The sequence below is a fragment of the Anabaena sp. FACHB-595 genome, from assembly GCF_048568275.1.
Classification (GTDB): Bacteria; Cyanobacteriota; Cyanobacteriia; order Cyanobacteriales; family Nostocaceae; genus Trichormus.
Genome location: NZ_CP183473.1, coordinates 4,246,045 through 4,268,127, shown reverse-complemented (window position 1 = coordinate 4,268,127; position 22,083 = coordinate 4,246,045). Strand labels below are relative to the sequence as shown.

Sequence of the window (22,083 nt, the reverse complement as noted above, 5' to 3'; positions counted from 1 at the left end):
AGATAGTTCACTCAACACTCATTACTCATCACTTAGAACTTCAAAAGATTTCACCTCTAGGACAGGGCCAATCATGGCGATAGTCATGACATCTTCGCGTACCTGTCCTTTTACCTTGGCTTTTTGTCCAGCCTTGAGTAATTCTTTGTCCGCGCCTCTGAGAATTTCGTAAGTAACGCCGTCATCTGAGACTAGCGCCCATGCGCCAGTACCAAGATTACGGCGTTCGATTTTGCCTGTGACTGTAATACTCATAAAAGTTGGGGATTTGGGAATAGGGGAAATGAGGAGGGTAAGAGGGCGTAATACTTATCTACTTTCTTACCCCACTCCTTTCTATGCTGTTTTCTCTTCGTTTTTCAATGCTAAACGAGCGAGTGCATAACAAAGTAAGGCGTTGATAATTAGGAATATACGCGCTAAGTTCACATCATTTAGTCCCCAAACTACTGGGTCTAAAACCGCACTGACTGTTAAACAAGCCGCTACGCCTAAAGTTGAACCGATGGCAAACCATTTCCAACTGGGATGACCTAATAGCAATGCTATTAACAAAATCGGAATCAATACACTGGCAAACACGGGGTTTAAAGCACTGCTTCCCTGTAAGGTGTTACCTAATTCGGGAATGGAACTACCCAAAACTCGGAATGGCCATTGGGGTAGGTCGAATATATAGATTCCTTTGAGGAAGAATAGACCAGAACTACCAAAAATCAAGCCACTGGATAAAGACCAACTCCAAGGGAAGGGTAAGTAGACCCGTAAAAACCAAGCTAATAGATAGGAACCAACCACCATTAATATTTTTGGCAATAGTGCTACAGCACCGCCATCAAACCAGAAACGGGGGTTGAGATAGCCGTTATCTCGCAACCAACGGAAGAAATCTTGGAAGCTGATTTGTCCTTGGGCGGCTAATTTAACTGCGGCTTCGGCGTTGAGTTGTCCAGCACCGTAGTAGTTTAAGCCATCGTCTTGAATCACCCGCGCCGATTGTTTGAGTACTTCTAAAATTGCGTCTGGTTCTTTGACGCCACTAGCTTTAATTAAAGCAGCGACACCAGCAACGTGGGGTGCAGCCATGCTTGTTCCTTGGAGTCCCAGGAACACGCCTTCGCCTTGTTCGTTGATGGTTTCTTGCAGAATTGCACCTGCGTCACTCCCACCAGGGGCAGAAATATCAACGCCAGCACCAAAGTTAGAATAGGGGGCTTTTTCGCCATCGGGGCCAAAGGCGGAAACACCAATCACATGGGGATAACGGGCGGGGTAGGAGGCGGAACTATCATTTTCATTACCAGCAGCCGCAATAATGACTACGCCTTTGTTATGGGCATAGTTGATAGCATCTTTGAGTAATTGGCTTTCACCACCGCCACCCAAGCTCATATTAATGACATCTGCGCCTTTGTCAGCAGCAAATTTAATGGCTTCGGCAATATCAGCAACGGTTCCGCCACCGTAAGCACTCAGGACTTTTAAGGGCATGAGGCTGGCTTCGTAAGCTACTCCAGCTACCCCATATTTATTGTTGGTAGCTTGGGCGACTGTACCGGCGACGTGAGTACCGTGTCCGTTGTCATCTGTGGCTTCTACTCTATCGTTGACGAAATCGTAACCTTGAACAAATTTGGTTTCTTTTAAGTCACGTACTTGGGTAACACCAGTGTCGATGACGGCTACAGTTATGCCGCTACCTTTGGTTTGAGTCCATGCACCTTCTACACCAATTTTGTGGAGGTTCCACTGTTTGCTGTAATATTCATCGTTGGGGCCAATTAAGGAGGGGTTAAACTCTTGGCCTTGTTCGCTTCCTAAGATTTCTCCCAACCAAACCGGTTTGGCTGGTGGAGTTAGCCTATAGATATAATTCGGCTCAATAATTTCTGTGGCTTTAGCAAAGGAAGATTTTTGCAACGCTTTGAGTCGCTGGCGATCGCCTTTGATAATATAAACATGATCTTGTTCTGAGAATTTATTATCTAATTGGGGTGTAACGTTGTATTGTTGAGCGATCGCTTGTAAATCCTGTTTGATCACCTCGGCTGGAATATCTTCTCGAAAATCTAACAAAATTGTCTCGAATTCGCCTTTAGCTGCTAGTCCCTGAAAACTCAGGAAACCAAATACAGCAGATACCAGCCCGATGACAAACAAGCACAATAATATAAGTCTTCTCATATCAACTCATCACGCTTTTTGCCAGTTATTGCTCACTACGATAACCTATCTGCGTCCCTGATTGGTGTACTTTGTAATCTACTTAAATGTTTGTAGTTAAATCTTGCACATAGGAATATTTAAACAATGGAACGTGGTCTTTTCTGGTTGCCACTGTTAATTATCTTTTTCTGGTTAGCTTGGCAAGGGTCAAAGGAATATCAAAAAGTCGAAGCCTATCGTATTTGGGCAGAACAATTTGATCGTGCCAAGTATGATATCTACGCCGTATTGGGTCAAAAAGGTAACGATATTACTTGGGGTAAACCTACAGCCAAGGGTTTAATTCAACTCCAAACTTTTTCTCTACTTGATGTGCAAGAGATTCAACTGGTGGTAAATAATGAAGTCGTAGACATAGAAGCACCACCAGAAAAAGGTCGTTCTATTGAACTCAAGTTTAATTTTGCTGAGTCTGCTAGTTCGGTGTTAGTTCCGTTTACCGAAATTCCTTTAGCCACAGAATGGGGTAAGTTTTTGCAAAGGGTCTTACACAAATTGCCTGGGGAACAAAATTAATCATTAATGGGATGTAAAAATATAAGTTTTTATATTTCTGCTTCAAATACAAAGGCATAAATAAATTTGTAAGCATAATTCAGAAAATTTATCAGGCGATCGCGTAGTTAATATTTAGGCTAATTAACAGCAAGAGTATGCAATTGCAGGGGGACAATTTATGCGAGCCAATATTCTAGGTTTTGGTATTATTTTCTTGCTAAATGCTTGTGCTGCAAGCATTGAGAGCAATTCTCAAGCGGCAAATAGTATTAATCCCAAACCAGAAAAATGTCCCCAGGCGCAAGTTGTTTCCTTACCTGCATCCAATACAAATGAAGGCTTCTACGATAGGTTTGATTTTCACATCCGCAATATTGTAGCTGATGGTGATACAGTTAAGTTCCAGGCTTTAGAACAGGATTTTGTTTTCTGTCGCAGTAATAATAATTGGACAGTGCAATCTGGGACTTTGTCTAAGGAACTACAACCAGAAAATAACTACGCGGACTTTGCACAAGAATTGGTAAATCCAAAATTTAAAAATATTGATTTCCAAGGTAAAACATATCAGTATCGAGTTGTTAGACAACCACAGTTCACCTTGGGAGAAAACAATAATATTTCTAGACCGGATGTAACAGACCCTGCAAAAGATGCGGTTGTATTTGAGTTAATTAACCCCAACGACAAAAATCCCCAAAGACAAACCTTATATACACTAAAAGACTTACAAGAAATTGCAGTCAAAGCGGGGTATTCTGCCACAGGAAATCAATTGGGTTTCCCCCGAATTACATCTGCTAGTGTTCACAACGCGCGCATCTGGTGGTCAGTTGCTTTTGAACAAGGCGAAGGCAATAACGGTATTGCGACTATTGTCAGTTATGACCCTAAAACCGATAAATTTAACATCATTCAACCAGAATCACTCTGGTCTACTCAAATTACTGACTTAACAATTACTGGCGACGCTAATAATCCTACATTCTGGATGGGTACTAATATTAGTGGTGAAGGAAATCTCTACATTCCTGCTCAAGGGTTGGTAGCTTATCGCCCAGATTCACAAAATCCCAATACAGGTTCTTTAACGGGTTACACTGTCAATAATAGCCCAATTGTCGGGGCAATTCCTGACAAACTCAGATTAGAAAATGACAAACTTTGGGTTAGTACCGCCAACGGTGTTTGTCAAGTTAAGTGGGAAACTGCGGATAATCCTGAAAGTTGGAATTGTTGGCGATTTGCCGCAATGGCTAAACTACCCCAGCAAATACCAATTTACAGCGCCTTGACCAATAAAACACCAGTCGCTTCTCTATCTGGCGGGGATGATATAGAGGTTTTATGGTGGAGTCCCGTCAACTATCAGACTCAAAAGGGACGTTATGAAGTGAGATATACCCCAGGCTTCACTGTGGAGTTAAAAGAAGGCGCAAGTACTTATCAGTTTCCGCGTTCTCTACCACCAGGAAAAATATCCGTTGATTGGCCTGGTTTTGAGTGGAATTGGAACGGAGAACGTTTTGTACGCGGCTTTGATGAAGTTTCTCTGAATTTATCTGGTGGTGGCCCAAGGGGTATTGGTTCTGGTCAACTGCAACCGGAGGTTCCTATCAATTGGAATACCATGCGCGGTGATTTAGAATTACTCGACTTGTCTGCAAAATCTACCAAGGTAAAATATTACTCTGGTTGGGTAGATGATACTGCACTTAAGCCTTATCTTACGGTTATACCCCAAACTAGACCCCAAAACCCTCAACCAAACCCTTTGGCAGCAGTAGCCAAGCAACTACCATCACGTCAGTAATCCGCGCTTATGAATGCTGAAACAATATCCAGGGTTCCTGTTGCATTAACCATTGCCGGTTCCGATAGCGGCGGTGGTGCGGGAATTCAAGCTGATTTACGCACCTTTGCCTTTCATTGTGTCCACGGTACTAGCGCTATAACCTGCGTCACGGCACAAAATACCTTGGGAGTAGCCAGATTTGATGCTATGGCACCGGAGGCAGTTGCAGCCCAAATACAAGCCGTTGTAGAGGATATTGGTGTACAGGCGGCGAAAACGGGAATGTTACTCAATCAAGCAATTATCGCTACTGTTGCCCAGCAAGTGCAAGCTTTAGGAATAAACAACTTAGTAGTTGACCCGGTAATGGTTTCACGGACTGGGGCGCAATTAATTGATGATGATGCTATCAAGACCCTACGCCAGCAACTAATCCCTCTGGCGGCGATAATTACACCCAACAGGTATGAAGCCCAGATTTTAAGTGGTCTATCGATAAATACCCTAGATGATATGAGGGCAGCAACTCAAGTAATTCACCGCAATTTAAAAGCAAAAGCTGTGTTAGTCAAGGGTGGAGGGATGCAGGGAAATGCCCGTGGTGTGGATATTTGGTTTGATGGACAACATCTAGAAACTCTGACAACCAAGCAGGTAGATACCAAAAATACTCACGGTACTGGTTGTACTTTATCAGCTGCGATCGCCTCCAATCTAGCCAAAGGTCAAAATTTACACCAAGCTGTAACCCAAGCAAAGGAATATGTCACTACTGCACTTACTTACTCCCTCAATATTGGGCAAGGGCAAGGGCCAGTAGGACATTTCTTTCCGTTGTTACAAAATGATGGGTGTAGGGGTTTAGGGGTTTAGGGGTATAGGGAGTAAATTTCATCCCCAGTCCCCAATCCCCAATCCCCAATCCCCACTCATTTCACACAGGACTAATAGACAGTGTTTTCACTCTTTGAGTACCTCTAGGTGGTAAAAAACGGAAAGTATTGGCATTAATAACAGGATTGACTGTTTTACTTAAGATTTTTTCGGTTAAGAGAATATCTAAATCGTCTGATTTGCCAGCTAATTGCACCTGGCTGAGACTAGCTGTTTCAGGATTGACGAAGGCGCTTAGTGTAAATCCGTCTTTTGGGTCTTTGTAGTCGTACACATAAGCTGTTTGTCCATCAAATGTACGTGTTTCTCCCTTGAGTTCGCCATTACTAGCCAAGCCAAGGTATGTCAAAACGTTTTTATCTGATAAGTTACCATCAACAACAACTTTTCTATCTTCCTCTGGAAAATCTAGAAAAACAAAGGAAGAGATACCAATTAAAATCCAGTCGCTGGAATCTTTAAAATCTTGATAGGAAGTAACGGAGTATTGTTGCAAATCGGAGCGATAAATCCACACCTGTTTACCGTCAGAAATAACTAAATTACCAGTTTTGGCAGCTTCTCCTGGCTTTGTATAAGCAACTTCAGCCCGAAACTTTTTCCCTGACTGGGTAATCATTTTGCTTTTGAGGTAAATTGTCGTCTCAGTACCTTTACTGCCGACTTTAAATTCTATCTGAGAATCAGTTTGATAGCGATCGCTTTGTAAGAGATTGGTAACACTTTTCGCCAGCAAAGATAAATCTAACGGTTCTGTAGCTTGACTAATGCTGGTAGCATGATTGAGGGACTGCTGGGGTAGACGTAGTTGGACAGCATTTGCCGCTTCCCCGAACATAGCCAGACCAGTAAAAAAAGCGATCGCCTTTAAAGTAAATTTCATGAGTATTCCTCATTTCACTGTAATCGATTTTACTCGGTTCAATAATTATCTCCAGTTAAAAAATTGACTACTAACTGTTGGCTATTGACTATTGACCAAAAAATAATTCAAAATCCAAAGTCCGTGCATTTGGCATAGATTTACCCAATCTTTGGAAATCTTCATTTAATCTCAGCCGATAAGTCGCCTCAGCGCCTATGCTAGCGATTGGGTTGAACCATTAGATTGTGTGCGACCAACGGTAAGAAGGAGACGAATAGATCAATGAATAATATTGTCGATACAGCCATTGAGGCGATTGTCGCCCGCGAAATTCTCGACTCACGCGGTAGACCAACAATAGAAGCGGAAGTACATTTATTAAGCGGTGCGGTAGGCTTGGCACAAGTTCCTAGCGGCGCTTCTACAGGCACATTTGAAGCCCATGAACTGAGAGACAAGGATAAAAGCCGTTACGGCGGTAAAGGGGTACTCAAGGCTGTACACAACGTTAATGAGATACTAGCCCCAAAGTTAATAGATTTGGATGCTCTCAACCAAGAACTCATCGACCGGACGATGATTGCCCTTGATGGTTCTGGTAACAAATCAAATTTGGGTGCAAATGCGATTTTAGCTGTTTCTTTGGCAGCCGCTAGAGCCGGGGCTGAGTCTTTGGGGATTCCCCTATATCGTTACTTAGGCGGCCCTTTGGCGAATTTGTTGCCTGTGCCTTTAATGAACGTAATTAATGGTGGGGCGCACGCTTCTAATAACGTGGATTTCCAAGAGTTTATGATCGTTCCTGTGGGTGCAACTTCCTTCCGTGAAGCCCTGCGCTGGGGTGCGGAGGTATTTGCTACCCTCAGTGAAGTGCTGCATGACAAAGGCTTGCTGACTGGTGTAGGCGATGAAGGTGGTTTTGCACCTAACTTGGAATCTAATCAGGTAGCCTTGGAATTGCTAGTTGCAGCCATTGAAAAAGCAGGATACAAACCAGGGGAACAAGTAGCACTGGCGCTAGATGTGGCGGCTAGTGAATTTTACAAGGAAGGGCAGTATGTCTATGATGGTAGACCTCATGCACCGACGGAGTTTATCGATTACTTAGGGCAGTTAGTTGATCAATACCCAATTGTGTCCATTGAAGATGGTTTACACGAAGAAGATTGGCAACATTGGCAATTACTCACCCAAAAAGTTGGTTCACGGGTGCAGTTGGTTGGTGATGACTTGTTTGTAACAAACGCTACTCGCTTACAAAAAGGCATCCAAGAAAAAGCAGGTAACGCCATTCTGATTAAACTCAATCAAATTGGTTCCCTGACTGAAACCCTAGAAACCATCGACTTAGGAACTCGTAATGGTTTCCGTTCAGTCATTAGCCATCGTTCTGGTGAAACAGAAGACACCACCATTGCTGATTTAGCCGTTGCTACCCGTGCAGGTCAAATCAAAACTGGTTCCCTCTGTCGTAGTGAACGGGTAGCCAAATACAACCGCTTGCTACGTATTGAAGATGAATTAGGCGATCGCGCCGTTTATGCTGGGGCTGTGGGTTTAGGGCCGAAATAGGGACTGGGGATTAGGGACTGGGGACTGGGGACTGGGGACTGGGGACAAATTAAATCCTCTTTCATTACTCAATACTAAATACCCAATACCCAATACCCGATCCCCAATCACGGATAAAACCCCATTTTTGGTAAACCCAATGTCTCATCCCAACCCATCATGATGTTGAGACACTGAATTGCTTGACCCGCTTGGCCTTTGATCAGGTTGTCAATTACTGACATGACAATTACCCGGCCAGTACGCGGGTCAACTTCTACACCGATATAACAAAGATTGCTGCCCGCAGCCCATTTTGTTTGCGGATAAATGCCGCTTTCACAAACTTTTACCCAGGGAGAATTACGGTAGAAGGCTGTATAAATAGTAGTTAAATCATCTCCAACTAAACCAGGATCGCGCAGGGTAGCGTATACAGTTGCCAAAATTCCCCGTACTATAGGGACAAGATGTGGCGTAAATTGGACTGTAACTTCGTGACCCGCCAAATCGCTACAAATTTGCTCGATTTCTGGGGGTGTGACGGTGACGGACGACACTATAAGGGGCGAGAGAATTATCTGCTTCTGCTAGTAATAGATAAGTTTTAGCTTCCCTCCCGCCGCCAGATGTACCAGATTTAGCGTCAACAATAGCAGTTTCGGGGACGATTAAACCTTGTTTTAACAGTGGCGATAATGCTAAGAGGCTAGCGGTGGGGTAGGAACCAGGACAGCCGACTAATTGGGCTTCGGAGATGCGATCGCGGTAAAGTTCAGGTAAACCATATATGGCGGTGTCGGCTGTAGTGCGATCGCTCCTTTCCACACCATACCAAGTGGTGTAAGTTGTCAAGTTACGGAATCGATAGTCTGCACTCAAATCCAGTACTTTACAGCCTTTTTCCAACAATGTTGGCACAATTTGACAAGCCAGACCATTTGGCATCGAGAGAAACACCACTTCACAGCGACGCGCAATCACTTCTGGGTCTACTTCTTCAATTGATAATTTAACTGCATGAGCTAAATGGGGGTAGAGAGATGCAAAAGATTTACCTACACTACTCTCACCACCTAAATAAACTAGTTCGATTTCTGGATGATCCATCAGTAATCGGACTAACTGTACCCCACCATAGCCTGACGCGCCAACAATCCCAACGGGTACGCGTCCAAAATTGCCCATTTTTCAAATCCTTATCCGTTTTTGGTTAATCTGTGATCAGCTATTAACTATAGAACTTATGGTGAGTGATGAGTTATGTATACTGAGTTCCGTTAGTGGTAGCTGGGGTTGAGCAGTGTGCAGAGTTTTGAGCCAAAGATCATAATCTCTAGTCCTTAGTGTTGTACTCAGAACTCAGCACTCAGGGACTCTAGTATTAAACCCCAATTTTAGCGACATAAATTTCTCCTCGTTATCAAAACATTGCTAGTCTATATCTCCGCCGTATAAACGAGCTACAATTTAGAATAAGAAATTGTTAAGAAAATTTACTATCCCTGGCTCAAAATCCTCTGTGTCACAACCTAAAAATACACAGCAGTCCTCAACTAATCCCCTGAACGGGGAGAACCCTGGCACGGGTGTTGTTCCTCAGATATTTGCCTCTTCAACCGAAAAGTTTATGTTTGATTCTATTGATGCTGCCTTATCAGATTTAAAAGCCGGTCGTGCCATTGTAGTGGTAGATGATGAAAATCGAGAAAATGAAGGCGATTTGATTTGTGCTGCCCAATTTGCCACACCTGACATGATTAATTTTATGGCGGTGGAAGCAAGAGGGTTGATTTGTTTAGCAATGACAGGCGATCGCCTCGATGAACTCGATCTACCATTGATGGTGACAAATATCACCGACCCCAACCAGACAGCTTTTACTGTCAGTATTGATGCTAGCCCCCATTTGGGAGTATCTACTGGTATATCAGCCGAAGACCGGGCGCGAACAATTCAGATTACACTCAACCCAGCCACCAAACCTTCAGATTTGCGTCGTCCTGGTCATATTTTTCCTTTACGGGCTAAAGCTGGCGGAGTACTGAAACGCGCAGGGCATACAGAGGCGGCGGTTGATTTATCTCGCTTGGCTGGATTGTACCCGGCTGGGGTGATTTGTGAAATTCAAAACCCCGATGGTTCAATGGCGAGATTACAACAGTTAATTGAATATGCCAAACACCACAACCTGAAAATTATTAGTATTGCTGATTTAATTAGTTATCGCCTGCAACACGATCGCCTGGTATATCGTGAAGTAGTCACTAAACTACCCAGTCAATTCGGTCAGTTTGACATCTACGCCTATCGCCACACCCTCGACAATACAGAACACGTCGCCATTGTCAAGGGCAATCCTGAGAACTTTCGAGATGAACCTGTGATGGTGCGGATGCACTCAGAATGTTTAACAGGTGATGCGTTGGGTTCTTTACGCTGCGATTGTCGGATGCAGTTACAAGCTGCCTTGAAAATGATTGAAACTGCTGGTCAAGGTGTGGTTGTCTACCTAAGGCAAGAAGGACGAGGAATTGGCTTAATTAACAAACTTAAAGCCTATTCTTTACAGGATATGGGACTGGATACAGTGGAAGCTAACGAGCGCTTGGGTTTCCCCGCAGACTTGCGTGATTATGGCATGGGAGCGCAAATGCTTATGGATTTGGGCGTGAAAAAGATTCGCCTGATTACTAATAATCCCCGGAAAATTGCCGGGGTAAAAGGGTATGGGTTGGAAGTAGTTGACCGCCTGCCATTACTCATTGAAGCCAACGATTATAATTCCTATTACTTGGCGACCAAGGCGAAAAAACTCGGTCATATGCTTTTGCAGACTTACCTCGTAACTGTAGCTATTCACTGGCAAGATGACCCGCAATTGGTGACAAAACGCTATGAACGTTTAGAGAAACTGCGGCATTTAGTTAGAGGCTATGATTTATTGTTACAGGAAGAAGCCCGACCATTGGCGATCGCTCTTTTCGACAAGCCATCTTTGACAGTACACTTAGGGTTTGACCAAGAAAAAGTCGCTAGTTGTGATTGGTATAGCCAAAGCGGTCATCCCTACGTACAAGCAATTTTGCCAATTCTCGATAACCTAGCAACTCTACCTTACGTCCAGAAACTTGAATTTTTGATTTCTCCTGGTAGTGATCCCCTCAGTAATTTGCAAGTCCAACTAGACAGGCAAACGATTTCACCTGATAAATTACCTTCTTCTGTAAGTAATGAGTTGGAGACACAGAAAATTTACAGTTTGAGTAAAGAATTGGAAGATTGAATCAATTCAAAATTCAAAATTCAAAATAGCCTACGGCTACTCCTGCGGATAACTCGCAGAGTAGGCTACGCCAACAAAATACCCTTCTCCTTTGGAGATGCTACGCGTAGCTTGCTTCCCCGTAGGGGTACGGGAAGCGCAAGCGCTACAAAATTAAAGACAGCCACCCAGAAGGAGAGAATTCAGTAACCAATTAAAAACTTCTCCATTGCGAAATTTACAAAATATTCTCCTCTACGTTCCACCTGCTGTTCTCTGATAATGGAGAACCCCATATGCAGAAAAAACGACTTGGCAGTAATGCTTGCTTCGGTGTACAAGCGATTAATTCCTAATTCATCAGCTTTAGTCTCAATTGCCGAATAAATTTTCCTACCCACGCCCATCCCTAGATAATTTTTATGGCAGTAGAAGCAGTCTATATGTCCGTTTAACTCTAACTCACCAAAACCTGCAATCACTCCTTGATCATCAGCAACGTAAGTAAATCGTTCTGAACAAATTTTTGCCCAGTCCCTAAAGTGAATATTATCTGGGGCCCATGCTCTGACTTGATTATTCGAGTAGTCCCTGATATTAACTTCACGTACTGTTTGGTGGAATAGGTGTGCTATCTGTTCCGCATCTTGTAGATGAAATAATCGTATTTTCATAGTAGACTCCTGGTATGTGGGAAACTCAGTCAGGGAGAGTACTGAGAGGGAAATAATCTAAGCAACTTTAGTTGCAGTCAAAAATTGATACATAACGAAAGAACCAACGCAAAGATATTTTCAGAACTGAATAGTTGATCAACAACAAAGAAATATGGCAGCAGAGCATGGCTTGATTCTGGACTTTACAACTGTTCTCGGTGCTTCAGCTTTAGGCGGATACTTAGCTAACCGATTGCGGCAACCTGTTTTGCTGGGTTATTTAGTGACTGGATTGGCTCTAGGGCCTTATGGGTTGAAGTTGTTAAGTGATGTACCACGTATTCAATCTCTAGCGTCAATTGGTGTAGCTTTTTTGTTGTTTGCTCTAGGTGTGGAATTTTCCTTAACAGAGTTGAGGCGGGTCAAGAATATTGCTATTAACGGTAGCCTGTTGCAAATTGGTCTAACTACAGCTTTGGTGGCATTTTTAACAATTACGTTGGGCTGGGTTGATAACTTGACGCAAGGCATTTTTTTAGGGGTGGTTCTTTCTCTTTCTTCCACAGCAGTAGTCTTGAAAACTTTGGGAGAACGAGGTGAAACAAATACGCTCCACGGTCAAGTCATGCTAGCAATTTTAATTGCTCAGGATTTAGCACTGGGATTAATATTAGCTTTTTTACCTGTCCTCAACCAACCAGAAAGACTTGTCTGGGCATTAGGCATAGCTTTGCTGAAAGTTTTGCTATTTTTAGCATTGGCGATCGCCTTGGGTCGTTGGATAGTGCCGAAGTTAATCAGTAATGTAGCAGCTACAGAAAGTACAGAGTTATTTGTTTTAACCGTAATTTCTTTATGTTTGAGTGTGGCCTTGGTGACAGCAAAACTTGGACTTTCTATCGAAATGGGTGCATTTGTGGCCGGGTTAATGGTTTCGGAAATCGACCATGCGGATCATGCTCTTGCCAAAGTTTTACCGTTAAGAGATACCTTTGCTTGTCTATTCTTTGCTTCTATTGGGATGCTGATCGATCCAATTGCACTCATGCAAAATTTGGGTCTAGTTTTGGGACTGGTCACTTTAGTCATGTTGGGTAAGGCAATTGTTGTAATGCCAATCATTTTAAAATTTGGCTACTCCCTCAAAACTACTATCCTTACCAGTTTGGGAATTAATCAGATTGGAGAGTTTTCCTTTGTTCTGGCTTTGGCAGGTTTACAACTCCAACTGATTCCTGAAAAAACCTATATTTTACTCTTAGAGACAACCGCAATCACACTAGTTCTCACTCCCATATCGCTGAATATTGCACCCCAGTTGATAGAACGTCTCACCCAGATTCCGTTTTTTGCCCAATCACTGCGACAATTTACAGAACCCAACATCCTCTCTATTCCAGAAACCATTAGTGGTCATGTTGTGGTTGCAGGTTACGGAAGAGTCGGGCAAGTGATTGTCAATATTTTGCTCAATCAGGGATATGTAGTCTTAGTAATTGAAAACAGTGAAGCTGCCATTCAAAGATTGAGAATGCAGCGCATCCCCTACATTTTTGGAGATGCTGATTCCGAGCTAGTGTTAGAAAAAATCCATTTAGAAACTGCCAAAGCCCTAGCAATTGCCTTACCTGATCCTGCCAGTTCACGATTACTTCTAAAACGAGCATTAGCGATCGCCCCTAAATTAGATGTAATTGCGCGATCGCACCATGACAATGAAATTGATCTGCTCACACAAATGGGTGCAAAGGAAGTCGTTCAACCAGAATTTGAAGCCGCCCTAGAATTAAGCGCACATCTCCTATCCACTTTAGGAGAAGCAAAAAGTCAGATTGACACAGTTATCTCTGATATTCGCACCGACAGATATCGTAGTATCCGACCGAGGAGATGATATGGCTGTTGACTGTTGACAGACTTGAAAGCCTTGTTTTGTCAGGGTTTTATCTTACATTAATTACTTATCAGTAACAAAATTTAACCCTAAAAATAAAGCTGCTATACTTCCAGCCACTGAAATTTCACCTTGAGTAATTTTCTCTAAGACTGAATCAACAGGAATTAAAATAATTTCTATTTCCTCTGTAATATCTAAATTTTGCTTTCCAACTTTAACTACATCTTCTGCTAAAAATAAATGAATTTGATTAGTGTCTTTACTAGGATTATCGTATAGTGTGGCAATTTTGATTAGTTGTTGAGCAATATAACCAGTTTCTTCTTCCAATTCTCTCAAGCCTGCATTTTCAGCACTTTCTTGTGTGGGATTAAATCTGCCGGCTGGCAGTTCTAAAAAGAAATCTCCCGTCCCATGTCTGTATTGACGTACAAATATAACTTCTCTATTAGCAGTAATCGGCAATACTAGGACAATATCTGGCCTAATATTGACGAAATAATCATCTATTACTGTACCATTTGGTAATTTAACTTCATCCTGCCTAACTTGACACCAAGGATGATCCAAGACCATTTTAGAGTTTAATATTTGCCATTTTTGTAATTTACTCATAGATTCATTTATTTACGACTTAATATTTAAATTTTCATCCACTCATCAAGGGATTTTTAGATGAAAAATATCTAAAATGTAGGGTGCTTCAGTGCAATAAAACCTAGCTGTACCAAGAAATTATTCATACTGACGCACTCTACTAACCGTCAATGTGGAATAATTTATTTTTGTGTTCCCTAATGAATGTAAAAAAGTATAACAGATACCTCAAATAAGCTAAACTTTGTATTTACACTGTTTTTGCTCTCAGCAAAGATTGAGCGTTGTTATGCAGGTAGAAGTCATTTTGTTCACGGTCAATAAAAGATTTCCCTTGACTATTAGTCGTGGCACTACAGCAAAGACTACAAATGTCTGGGTGAAAATTCTACATGATGACATCGAAGGCTGGGGTGAGGCTTCACCGTTTGGTGTGGGTAATTATGGACAATCAACTAATGTCATCAATGACTACTTGCAGCAAATTGTGCCATTCTTAGAACCATTTAGCCCGTTGCAGCGACAGGAAATAGAGGAAGTATTTATTAAATATCAGGTTCCTTCCGCAGTGAGGGCGGCGCTGGATATGGCGATGCACGACTGGCTGGGTAAGTTTGTGGGTTTACCTTTATGGCAAATCTGGGGACTAGATCGCCAGGCTATAGTACCAACTTCTGTTACCATTGGTATTGATACACCAGAAGCCGCCAGAATACGGACAAGAGACTGGTTAGAATTTACGGATGTTCGCCTGTTGAAAGTGAAGTTAGGCAGTCCTGATGGTATTGAAGCAGACAAGAAGATGCTCTTAGCTGTGCAGCAAGAAGCACCAGCACAAGAATTTTTTGTGGATGCCAACGGGGGTTGGTATTTGGACGATGCGGTAGAAATGTGCAGTTGGCTGGCTGATTTAGGTATTAAGTATATTGAACAGCCGCTAGTTAGGGGGCGAGAACAAGATTTAATCAAACTGAAAGAAAAATCCCCCCTACCGATATTTGTGGATGAAAGTTGCTTTAACAGTAAAGATATTCCCCGTTTGGCTACTTATGTGGATGGCATCAATATCAAATTGATGAAATCTGGGGGTTTAACTGAGGCGCTGCGGATGGTACACACAGCTAAAGCTTGTGGGTTACAAGTGATGTTCGGCTGTTATTCTGACAGTACATTATCCAATACGGCTGCGGCGCAATTAGCGCCATTAGCTGATTATTTAGACTTAGACAGTCACCTTAACTTAAGTGATGACCCTTTCACTGGTGCATTATTAAAAGAAGGGCGAGTGATACCAAACGATTTACCAGGCTTGGGGGTAAGATATAGTGCGTCTGCCACTTAATCAACGAGTAGCAATTCTGCTACATGAAGGAACTACTGGAACTGTGGGCAAAACCGGGCTAGCACTTTTACGCTACAGTGAAGCCTCTATTGTCGCCGTAATTGACCGCAACTGTGCAGGCAAATCCTTAAGAGAAATTACAGGGATTAAGCGTGATGTCCCGATTGTCAACTCAGTAGCAGCAGCATTGGAATATAAACCTCAAGTTTTAGTTATTGGTATTGCCCCCAAAGGTGGTGGTATACCAGATGATTACTGGATAGAACTGAAAACTGCGCTGCAAGCGGGGATGTCATTGGTAAATGGCTTACATACACCCTTGGCAAATATCCCTGATTTAAATGCCCTCCTCCAACCAGGACAATTAATTTGGGATGTCCGCAAAGAACCAGCGAATTTAGAAGTTGCTAGCGGTGCAGCTCGGACTTTACCCTGTCGGCGGGTGTTGACGGTGGGAACTGATATGGCGATTGGCAAAATGTCCACCAGTTTAGAGTTACATTGGGCGGCAAAATTGCGGGGTTGGCGTTCTAAGTTTTTGGCTACAGGGCAAACTGGTGTGATGTTGGAAGGTGATGGTATCGCCTTGGATGCGGTGCGGGTAGATTTTGCGGCTGGTGCTGTGGAACAGATGGTGATGCGTTATGGCAAAAACTATGACATCTTGCACATTGAAGGGCAAGGTTCCTTACTACATCCTGGTTCTACAGCTACCTTACCTCTGATTCGTGGTTCCCAACCCACCCAATTGGTACTAGTACACCGCGCCGGACAGACTCACAACGGCAATAATCCCCATGTACCGATTCCGCCGTTACCAGAAGTAATTGGGCTGTATGAAACTGTAGCTAGTGCAGGGGGGGCTTTTGGGACTGTGCCTGTGGTAGGTATAGCTTTGAATACAGCCCATTTAGATGAGTATGCAGCCAAAGAGGCGATCGCTCACACAATAGCAGAAACCGGTTTACCTTGCACTGATGTCGTCCGCTTTGGTGCTGATGTTTTATTAGATGCCGTCATGCAGAATTAAAATATATAAAGGGTGTAACTTAACCAGCAAGTGCAATGACTAGGCGAGGCGATGATTCTTGGGCAAACCGTGTAACTGGTGTCTGGAAAAAGGCAGCAGATGAGTTGGTGCAGAGATTACCAGTGGAACAGGTTTCTCAGAAGTTTGTCCAGTGGTTCAGTGTAAGTGAGGCGGAAGTTGCCGAGATTTTGGAGAAGGTACGCCAAGAACTGCCAACTACAGAGGCTTTGTTAATTGGCAAGCCACAAGCTGGTAAAAGTTCTATTGTCCGGGGACTCACGGGGGTTTCTGCGGAGATTGTCGGGCAAGGCTTTCGTCCCCATACCCAACACACCCAACGCTATGCTTATCCATCTAATGACCTGCCTTTACTGGTTTTTACTGATACTGTAGGGCTAGGCGATATCAACCAGGAAACTCAGGCAGTTATTCAAGAATTGGTGGGAGACTTGCAGAAAAAAAGTAGCCGCGCCAGAGTCTTGATTTTGACAGTGAAAATTAATGATTTCGCTACTGATACCCTGCGGCAAATTGCTCAAGAATTGCGGCGAAAGTATCCAGAAATCCCCTGTTTACTTGTGGTTACTTGTTTACATGAAGTTTACCCCCCTGATATTGAAGATCATCCAGATTATCCCCCAAACTATGAGGAACTAAATCGGGCTTTTGTGGCAATTCAGGCAGCCTTTACGGGACTTTATGACCGTTCACTCCTCATTGACTTTACCCTAGAAGAAGATGGTTACAATCCTGTATTTTACGGCTTAGATGCCCTTAGAGATAATCTGGCAGAACTCCTCCCAGAAGCGGAAGCCCAAGCTATTTACCAATTATTAGATAAGCAAACAAGTGAGAAACTAGGCAATATCTACCGGGATGCAGGCAGACGCTACACCTTATCATTTGCGGTGATGGCTGCTGCACTGGCAGCCGTACCCTTGCCCTTTGCAACGATGCCCGTACTTACAGCTTTGCAAGTATCGATGGTAACGCTTTTAGGTAAATTATATGGTCAAACTGTCACACCATCCCAGGCAGGTGGTATTGTGAGTGCGATCGCCGGTGGTTTTTTAGCCCAAGCCATAGGAAGGGAACTAGTAAAATTTATACCAGGATTTGGGAGTGCGATCGCCGCATCTTGGGCAGCAGCTTATACATGGTCTTTGGGTGAAACAGCCTGTGTCTACTTTGGTGATTTAATGGGTGGTAATAAACCAGATCCCCAAAAAATCCAATCTGTCATGGAGGAAGCTTTTGCTAAGGCCAAAGAACGGTTTAAAGGAATTAAATCCTGAAAATATTGTCTTTCTCCATTGAATAATGGGAGCTTCCATGACCTCTCCCCAAGCCATCTCCCATGTAGAGATTTTTTACTTATTTCCCCAAATTACGCTTCATCTGCTCTAGTTCATCTTGGGTTTCCCAACGGCGGAACTTTTCTTCTAAATCATCAAATCCATCACTAGAACTGGTAGTGGAAGTCCACCAACCATTAGTTTCTATACGCTGCTGGGTTTGGGCTTTAGCCCGTGCGGTTTGTGCTTGTGCCGCTTTAGTTTGTACTTCTTGCCGCCTAGTTTGTATCTTACTGAGTAGTTCTTTGGATTGCTCTAAGCGTTCTTTTAGCCCTTGCATATGTCCCCAAAGCTGATTACCCTCACGCAATAAGGCTGCTTCTCTCTCTTCTGCTGGCCCGACCAAATCTTGTCTACCAGCATTTTTGGCTTTTTGAACCCTGATGTGCCAACGCTGAATTTCTTGCGCTGTGGCCAGAATATCTTCTTGCGATCGCTTCTCTTGTAACTGTAAATCTGCTATCAATTTTAAAGTATCTTCCTCTTGCTGACGCAGCTGTTCTAACAGCGCCTCCAACTCCAAATGTGGATTATTCCGCAAGAATTCCTCTAAACGGTTTTCTAGAAACCGACTCAAATCATCAAATAAGCCCACTGTTAGAACTCCAGAGGTTAGATGCGTTACTACTTTATTGTAGTATTCTCATCGTAGAAGAAAATCAAACTATTAAAGTAAACGGTGCTTTGATAAACTAATTCTTAGAGGTTGTTTTCAAAGCCTTTGGCTATATTGACAAAGCCAATGGAGAATAGGGAACTCGAATCCCTGACCTCTGCGGTGCGATCGCAGCGCTCTACCAACTGAGCTAATTCCCCTTAGATAGCTGAATGGTAAGTTGATCAAACTATGCTTACCTAATCAACGCCATACTATCAGACAATATCTTAACACTCACTCACGATCGCCGGAAATTCTCCGCCAGAAAATATTTTTTGGACTCGTTCTAGTTCCAAGTCACTCAGATAATCGACAGTCCAGTTACAGCAGCGTTGTAACATATGGAAGGGGTATGTATTGGCTACGCCTACTACCTGCATTTGCGCTCGTTTAGCGGCTGCGATACCTGCTGGGGTATCTTCAATTGCCAAGCATTCTTGGGGCAAGAGATTTAATTGGGGATATTCTTGATTTAGGCGTTCCACTGCTAGTAAATAACCATCTGGTTTGGGTTTGCTGGTGGTGATGTCGTCGCCTGCAACAATAACTGTGAAGTACTCGGCTAGTTTGGCATGATTAAGCACTAGTTCGATTTCTTGACGAACCGCACCGCTAACAATGCCTAAATGGAGATGACGGGAACGCGCTTGATATATCAAGTCTTCTACACCTGGATATATAGGCAGTTTTTCTAATTTCTCCACTTCCAGCACGTAGGCTTGAGCTTTACTGTTGAGTAACTGAGTTAAAGAATCATCGCTGACGACTCTACCACGATTTGCTAGCAATTCTTGAAAACAAGCGCGATCGCTCCTTCCTAAGGAAGCTTGACGCTCTTGCACTTTTTGGGGTTGGAGATTTTCTTGAATAAGAATTTCATCGATCAATTGTAGGTGGATGCGCTCATCGTTAATGATTACGCCATTGAAATCAAACAGAATTGCCTTTAAACTCATGCCACTATGCCAAAAGCTGGAGATTCTAGACCCTCCAAATTATTATTATCTATTGCTGGCATATATTGTCTGTCTTTTATTTGGTTAGTATCTGTTGCTAAGATGGGTTTGATACCGCTAGTTACCTGATGTATCAGCCATAAATCTTCTGTCTGTACTCCGACAAACCCAGCCGCACCCATCCGCGCATCTAGATTGTCAGCAGCATACTCACGGATGTAAGGCTCCTCAAAAATATCATTGAGCCAATTTAACTGACGTAGGCTTTTTTGATTTCCGTCAAGAATTATAACTTGTCCACCAGCTACCAACAGCCGGAAACATTCTTGTAATATTGTCTGGGATACTTCAACTGGTGTCTCGTGGAACAACAAAGAAGTCGTCACCAAATCAAAGGAAGCATTGGGAAAGCTAGTTTTCTCGGCGTTCCCATGTCGCCAACTAATATCTAAGTCAGCAGTTCTGGCTTTATCTTCCGCCCTAACTAGCATATAAGGTGATAAATCCAAGCCAATAACATCTGCTTGGGGAAAAGCCTGCTTTAACATTAATGTAGTGGAACCCGTACCACAACCTAAGTCAAGTATGCGTCGTGGTTGGACTTTTACCCCATCAATTAAGGCTTGACGTACCAGTGTTTCATTTGGTGGTAGGACGTATTCCGTAATTGGGTCGTAGGTGACGGCTGCACTAGAATTGAGATATCCCCCCTCAATGCCGTGAAAATTCTGGCTAGTGTAGTACGAGGGAATTATCACATCTGTTCTGCGGAAGCGATCGCTTTCTTTTTCCCAATCGATACTTTGAGCATAACGCCGCCACTTATCTTCATCCATCAAAAATCGGACTACAGGCGATAAGAAGCTTTCCCAAATTGTTTTTGGACGTGTTGCCATAAAGTTGAGTTAGGCTCGGTCATTGTTTTTCCAAATTCTACTGTAGCTGTTTTTCCCTATTGGATGTACCTCTTTAGGGAAGCAAACTTTTGATAGCAAAAGAATCCTGGTTTTTGTCCGCCATCCCTTGACACTCAAGCCTATTTGTAATACAAATGTAATATACGTATTTTACAAATAAAAAAAACCAGTAAATCCTAATTTTTAATTTCTCACAAAACAATATGTAAAACTTTCCTTCCGATTACCAATTAACTATTACCTATTACCCATTAAAAATATGCCCTACGAAAAGTTAGAAATTGAAACACAAGCACCTGTATTATCTTGGGCAAATCATGAACTAGGTTCCGAAGAAACCAAGATGGCAAAAAACGTGGCATCGCTACCATTTGTATTTAAACACGTAGCACTAATGCCTGATGTTCATTTAGGAAAAGGTGCTTTAGTTGGTTCTGTAATTGCGACTAAAGAAGCAATCATTCCTGCTGCTGTGGGCGTGGATATTGGTTGCGGTATGAGTGCGATTAAAACACCATTTACTAGTGAACAATTAGAAGGAAAACTCAAAAAAATTCGCCTAGATATCGAAGCCGCAATTCCCACTGGTTTCAATGAAAATAAAGAAGTAGAAAAATCTGTGGCTAACTGGCAACGTTGGCGCGATTTTTCAGACTTACATTCTGGTGTCCAAGACTTACAAACTAAAGCCATGAGACAAATGGGTTCTCTAGGCGGCGGGAATCACTTTTTAGAAGTTTGTCTAGATACAGAAAACCAAGTTTGGTTAATGCTGCACTCTGGTTCACGCAATATTGGCAATCAACTTGCTCAATGTCATATTAGTACAGCAAAAGAATTAGCAAAACTAGCAGGTAATAAATTACCTGATCCTGATTTGGCTTATTTTATCGCTGGTACACCAGAATTTAAAGCATACTGGAACGATTTACAATGGGCGCAAGATTATGCCCGTGTTAACCGTGATGTGATGATGGCGCGTTTTAAACGCATTGTTGAAAAACATATCGCTGGTGGCAAATTAACTAAACCTTTATTACAGGTAAATTGTCATCATAACTACGCCGAAAAGGAAGTACATTTTGACGAGAATGTGTATGTAACTCGTAAAGGTGCAGTCCGCGCTCAAACAGAAGATTATGGCATTATTCCTGGTTCAATGGGAGCAAAGTCTTTCATTGTTAAAGGTAAAGGTAACGCTCATAGTTTTTGTTCTTGCTCTCATGGTGCTGGTCGTTTATTATCAAGAAGTAAGGCAAAAAATGTCTATACTCTTGATGATTTAATTGAGCAAACCAAGGGCGTAGAGTGTCGTAAAGATACTGGTGTGTTAGATGAAATTCCTGGTGCTTATAAACCCATTGATCAAGTGATGGAAAATCAAGCAGACTTGGTTGAAGTTGTAGCTACACTCAAGCAAGTTGTTTGCGTGAAAGGGTAGAAGGCAGTACTGGTAGTGGTATGACGTTAGGAAACCCAACATTGGTTATAGCGTTGGGTTTCCCTGCGGGAAGGCTTCGCCTACGCAAAGCCTCAACCCAACCTTGTATCTTAGAAACAGTAGTAGTGATCCTTGCTAGG

At 42.8% G+C, this 22,083-nt stretch carries 18 protein-coding genes, 1 tRNA gene and 1 pseudogene; 10 read left to right on the top strand and 10 right to left on the bottom strand.

The genetic code is table 11. The annotated features are described in order from the left end of the window. Positions 1 to 21: 21 nt before the first annotated feature. Both ACN222_RS17735 and ACN222_RS17730 read right to left on the bottom strand, forming a co-directional pair. Entirely contained in the window at positions 22 to 255 is a 234-nt protein-coding gene (locus ACN222_RS17735; protein ID WP_010997694.1) for a hypothetical protein, read from the bottom strand. 81 nt (positions 256 to 336) lie between these two features. Continuing rightward, positions 337 to 2,184, bottom strand: coding sequence for a S8 family peptidase (locus ACN222_RS17730; protein WP_010997693.1), 1,848 nt, complete (start codon positions 2,182 to 2,184; stop codon positions 337 to 339). A 126-nt stretch (positions 2,185 to 2,310) separates the two neighbouring features. Between ACN222_RS17730 and ACN222_RS17725 the strand changes: the two genes are divergently transcribed. From ACN222_RS17725 to thiD, 3 genes are all read left to right on the top strand, one after another. Next, complete coding sequence (locus ACN222_RS17725) at positions 2,311 to 2,742, top strand: hypothetical protein (RefSeq protein WP_010997692.1); 432 nt, start codon at positions 2,311 to 2,313, stop codon at positions 2,740 to 2,742. Between the two features lie 160 nt (positions 2,743 to 2,902). Beyond that, positions 2,903 to 4,537: a hypothetical protein gene (locus tag ACN222_RS17720; protein ID WP_010997691.1), complete on the top strand. Its 1,635-nt coding sequence runs from the start codon at positions 2,903 to 2,905 to the stop codon at positions 4,535 to 4,537. A gap of 9 nt (positions 4,538 to 4,546) precedes the next feature. After that, positions 4,547 to 5,392, top strand: coding sequence for a bifunctional hydroxymethylpyrimidine kinase/phosphomethylpyrimidine kinase (gene thiD / locus ACN222_RS17715; RefSeq protein WP_010997690.1), 846 nt, complete (start codon positions 4,547 to 4,549; stop codon positions 5,390 to 5,392). A 61-nt stretch (positions 5,393 to 5,453) separates the two neighbouring features. On the opposite strand, the gene ACN222_RS17710 is transcribed toward thiD, so the two are convergent. Continuing rightward, positions 5,454 to 6,296, bottom strand: coding sequence for a LolA family protein (locus ACN222_RS17710; RefSeq protein WP_010997689.1), 843 nt, complete (start codon positions 6,294 to 6,296; stop codon positions 5,454 to 5,456). Between the two features lie 264 nt (positions 6,297 to 6,560). Between ACN222_RS17710 and eno the strand changes: the two genes are divergently transcribed. Beyond that, a complete protein-coding gene (gene eno / locus ACN222_RS17705; protein WP_010997688.1) occupies positions 6,561 to 7,850 on the top strand; it encodes a phosphopyruvate hydratase in 1,290 nt (429 codons plus the stop codon). A gap of 107 nt (positions 7,851 to 7,957) precedes the next feature. On the opposite strand, the pseudogene argC reads toward eno, so the two are convergent. After that, positions 7,958 to 9,017, bottom strand: a pseudogene (argC, locus tag ACN222_RS17700) (N-acetyl-gamma-glutamyl-phosphate reductase). A gap of 376 nt (positions 9,018 to 9,393) precedes the next feature. Between argC and ribBA the strand changes: the two are divergent. Beyond that, positions 9,394 to 11,115: a bifunctional 3,4-dihydroxy-2-butanone-4-phosphate synthase/GTP cyclohydrolase II gene (gene ribBA, locus ACN222_RS17695; protein WP_269083605.1), complete on the top strand. Its 1,722-nt coding sequence runs from the start codon at positions 9,394 to 9,396 to the stop codon at positions 11,113 to 11,115. Positions 11,116 to 11,297: 182 nt separating this feature from the next. Here the strand turns inward: ribBA and ACN222_RS17690 are convergent, their stop codons facing one another. Further along, on the bottom strand, positions 11,298 to 11,768 hold the full coding sequence (locus ACN222_RS17690; RefSeq protein WP_010997685.1) for a GNAT family N-acetyltransferase: 471 nt from the start codon (positions 11,766 to 11,768) through the stop codon (positions 11,298 to 11,300). Between the two features lie 154 nt (positions 11,769 to 11,922). Here ACN222_RS17690 and ACN222_RS17685 point away from each other — a divergent pair, with 154 nt between their 5' ends. Beyond that, the gene (locus tag ACN222_RS17685; RefSeq protein WP_010997684.1) at positions 11,923 to 13,644 is read left to right on the top strand and encodes a cation:proton antiporter; all 1,722 of its coding nucleotides are present in this window, start codon (positions 11,923 to 11,925) and stop codon (positions 13,642 to 13,644) included. A 63-nt stretch (positions 13,645 to 13,707) separates the two neighbouring features. On the opposite strand, the gene ACN222_RS17680 is transcribed toward ACN222_RS17685, so the two are convergent. Further along, positions 13,708 to 14,262 carry an NUDIX hydrolase gene (locus ACN222_RS17680; protein ID WP_010997683.1) on the bottom strand — a complete coding sequence of 185 codons (555 nt, stop codon included), beginning with the start codon at positions 14,260 to 14,262 and terminating at the stop codon, positions 13,708 to 13,710. A 271-nt stretch (positions 14,263 to 14,533) separates the two neighbouring features. Between ACN222_RS17680 and ACN222_RS17675 the strand changes: the two genes are divergently transcribed. Genes ACN222_RS17675 through ACN222_RS17665 form a run of 3 tightly spaced genes read left to right on the top strand, consistent with a single transcriptional unit; the run spans position 14,534 to position 17,911 of the window. Then, positions 14,534 to 15,586 (top strand): dipeptide epimerase, encoded by a 1,053-nt coding sequence (locus ACN222_RS17675; RefSeq protein ID WP_010997682.1) that lies wholly within the window; start codon positions 14,534 to 14,536, stop codon positions 15,584 to 15,586. Beyond that, the gene (locus ACN222_RS17670; RefSeq protein WP_010997681.1) at positions 15,570 to 16,616 is read left to right on the top strand and encodes a DUF1611 domain-containing protein; all 1,047 of its coding nucleotides are present in this window, start codon (positions 15,570 to 15,572) and stop codon (positions 16,614 to 16,616) included. The genes ACN222_RS17675 and ACN222_RS17670 overlap by 17 nt, the downstream gene beginning before the upstream one ends. Positions 16,617 to 16,651: 35 nt before the next feature. After that, complete coding sequence (locus ACN222_RS17665) at positions 16,652 to 17,911, top strand: GTPase family protein (RefSeq protein WP_010997680.1); 1,260 nt, start codon at positions 16,652 to 16,654, stop codon at positions 17,909 to 17,911. 79 nt (positions 17,912 to 17,990) lie between these two features. Here ACN222_RS17665 and ACN222_RS17660 read toward each other — a convergent pair whose 3' ends face one another. The 4 genes from ACN222_RS17660 to ACN222_RS17645 form a co-directional block, all read right to left on the bottom strand. Further along, positions 17,991 to 18,566 carry a TIGR04376 family protein gene (locus ACN222_RS17660; RefSeq protein WP_010997679.1) on the bottom strand — a complete coding sequence of 192 codons (576 nt, stop codon included), beginning with the start codon at positions 18,564 to 18,566 and terminating at the stop codon, positions 17,991 to 17,993. 148 nt (positions 18,567 to 18,714) lie between these two features. Then, positions 18,715 to 18,787: transfer RNA gene (locus tag ACN222_RS17655), tRNA-Ala, on the bottom strand. A gap of 69 nt (positions 18,788 to 18,856) precedes the next feature. Further along, on the bottom strand, positions 18,857 to 19,585 hold the full coding sequence (locus ACN222_RS17650; RefSeq protein ID WP_010997678.1) for an HAD family hydrolase: 729 nt from the start codon (positions 19,583 to 19,585) through the stop codon (positions 18,857 to 18,859). Continuing rightward, positions 19,582 to 20,481 carry a class I SAM-dependent methyltransferase gene (locus tag ACN222_RS17645; RefSeq protein WP_010997677.1) on the bottom strand — a complete coding sequence of 300 codons (900 nt, stop codon included), beginning with the start codon at positions 20,479 to 20,481 and terminating at the stop codon, positions 19,582 to 19,584. Before ACN222_RS17645 ends, ACN222_RS17650 begins: the two co-directional genes overlap by 4 nt. Positions 20,482 to 20,761: 280 nt before the next feature. Between ACN222_RS17645 and ACN222_RS17640 the strand changes: the two genes are divergently transcribed. After that, a complete protein-coding gene (locus ACN222_RS17640; protein WP_010997676.1) occupies positions 20,762 to 21,943 on the top strand; it encodes an RtcB family protein in 1,182 nt (393 codons plus the stop codon). The last annotated feature ends 140 nt before the right edge of the window (positions 21,944 to 22,083 follow it).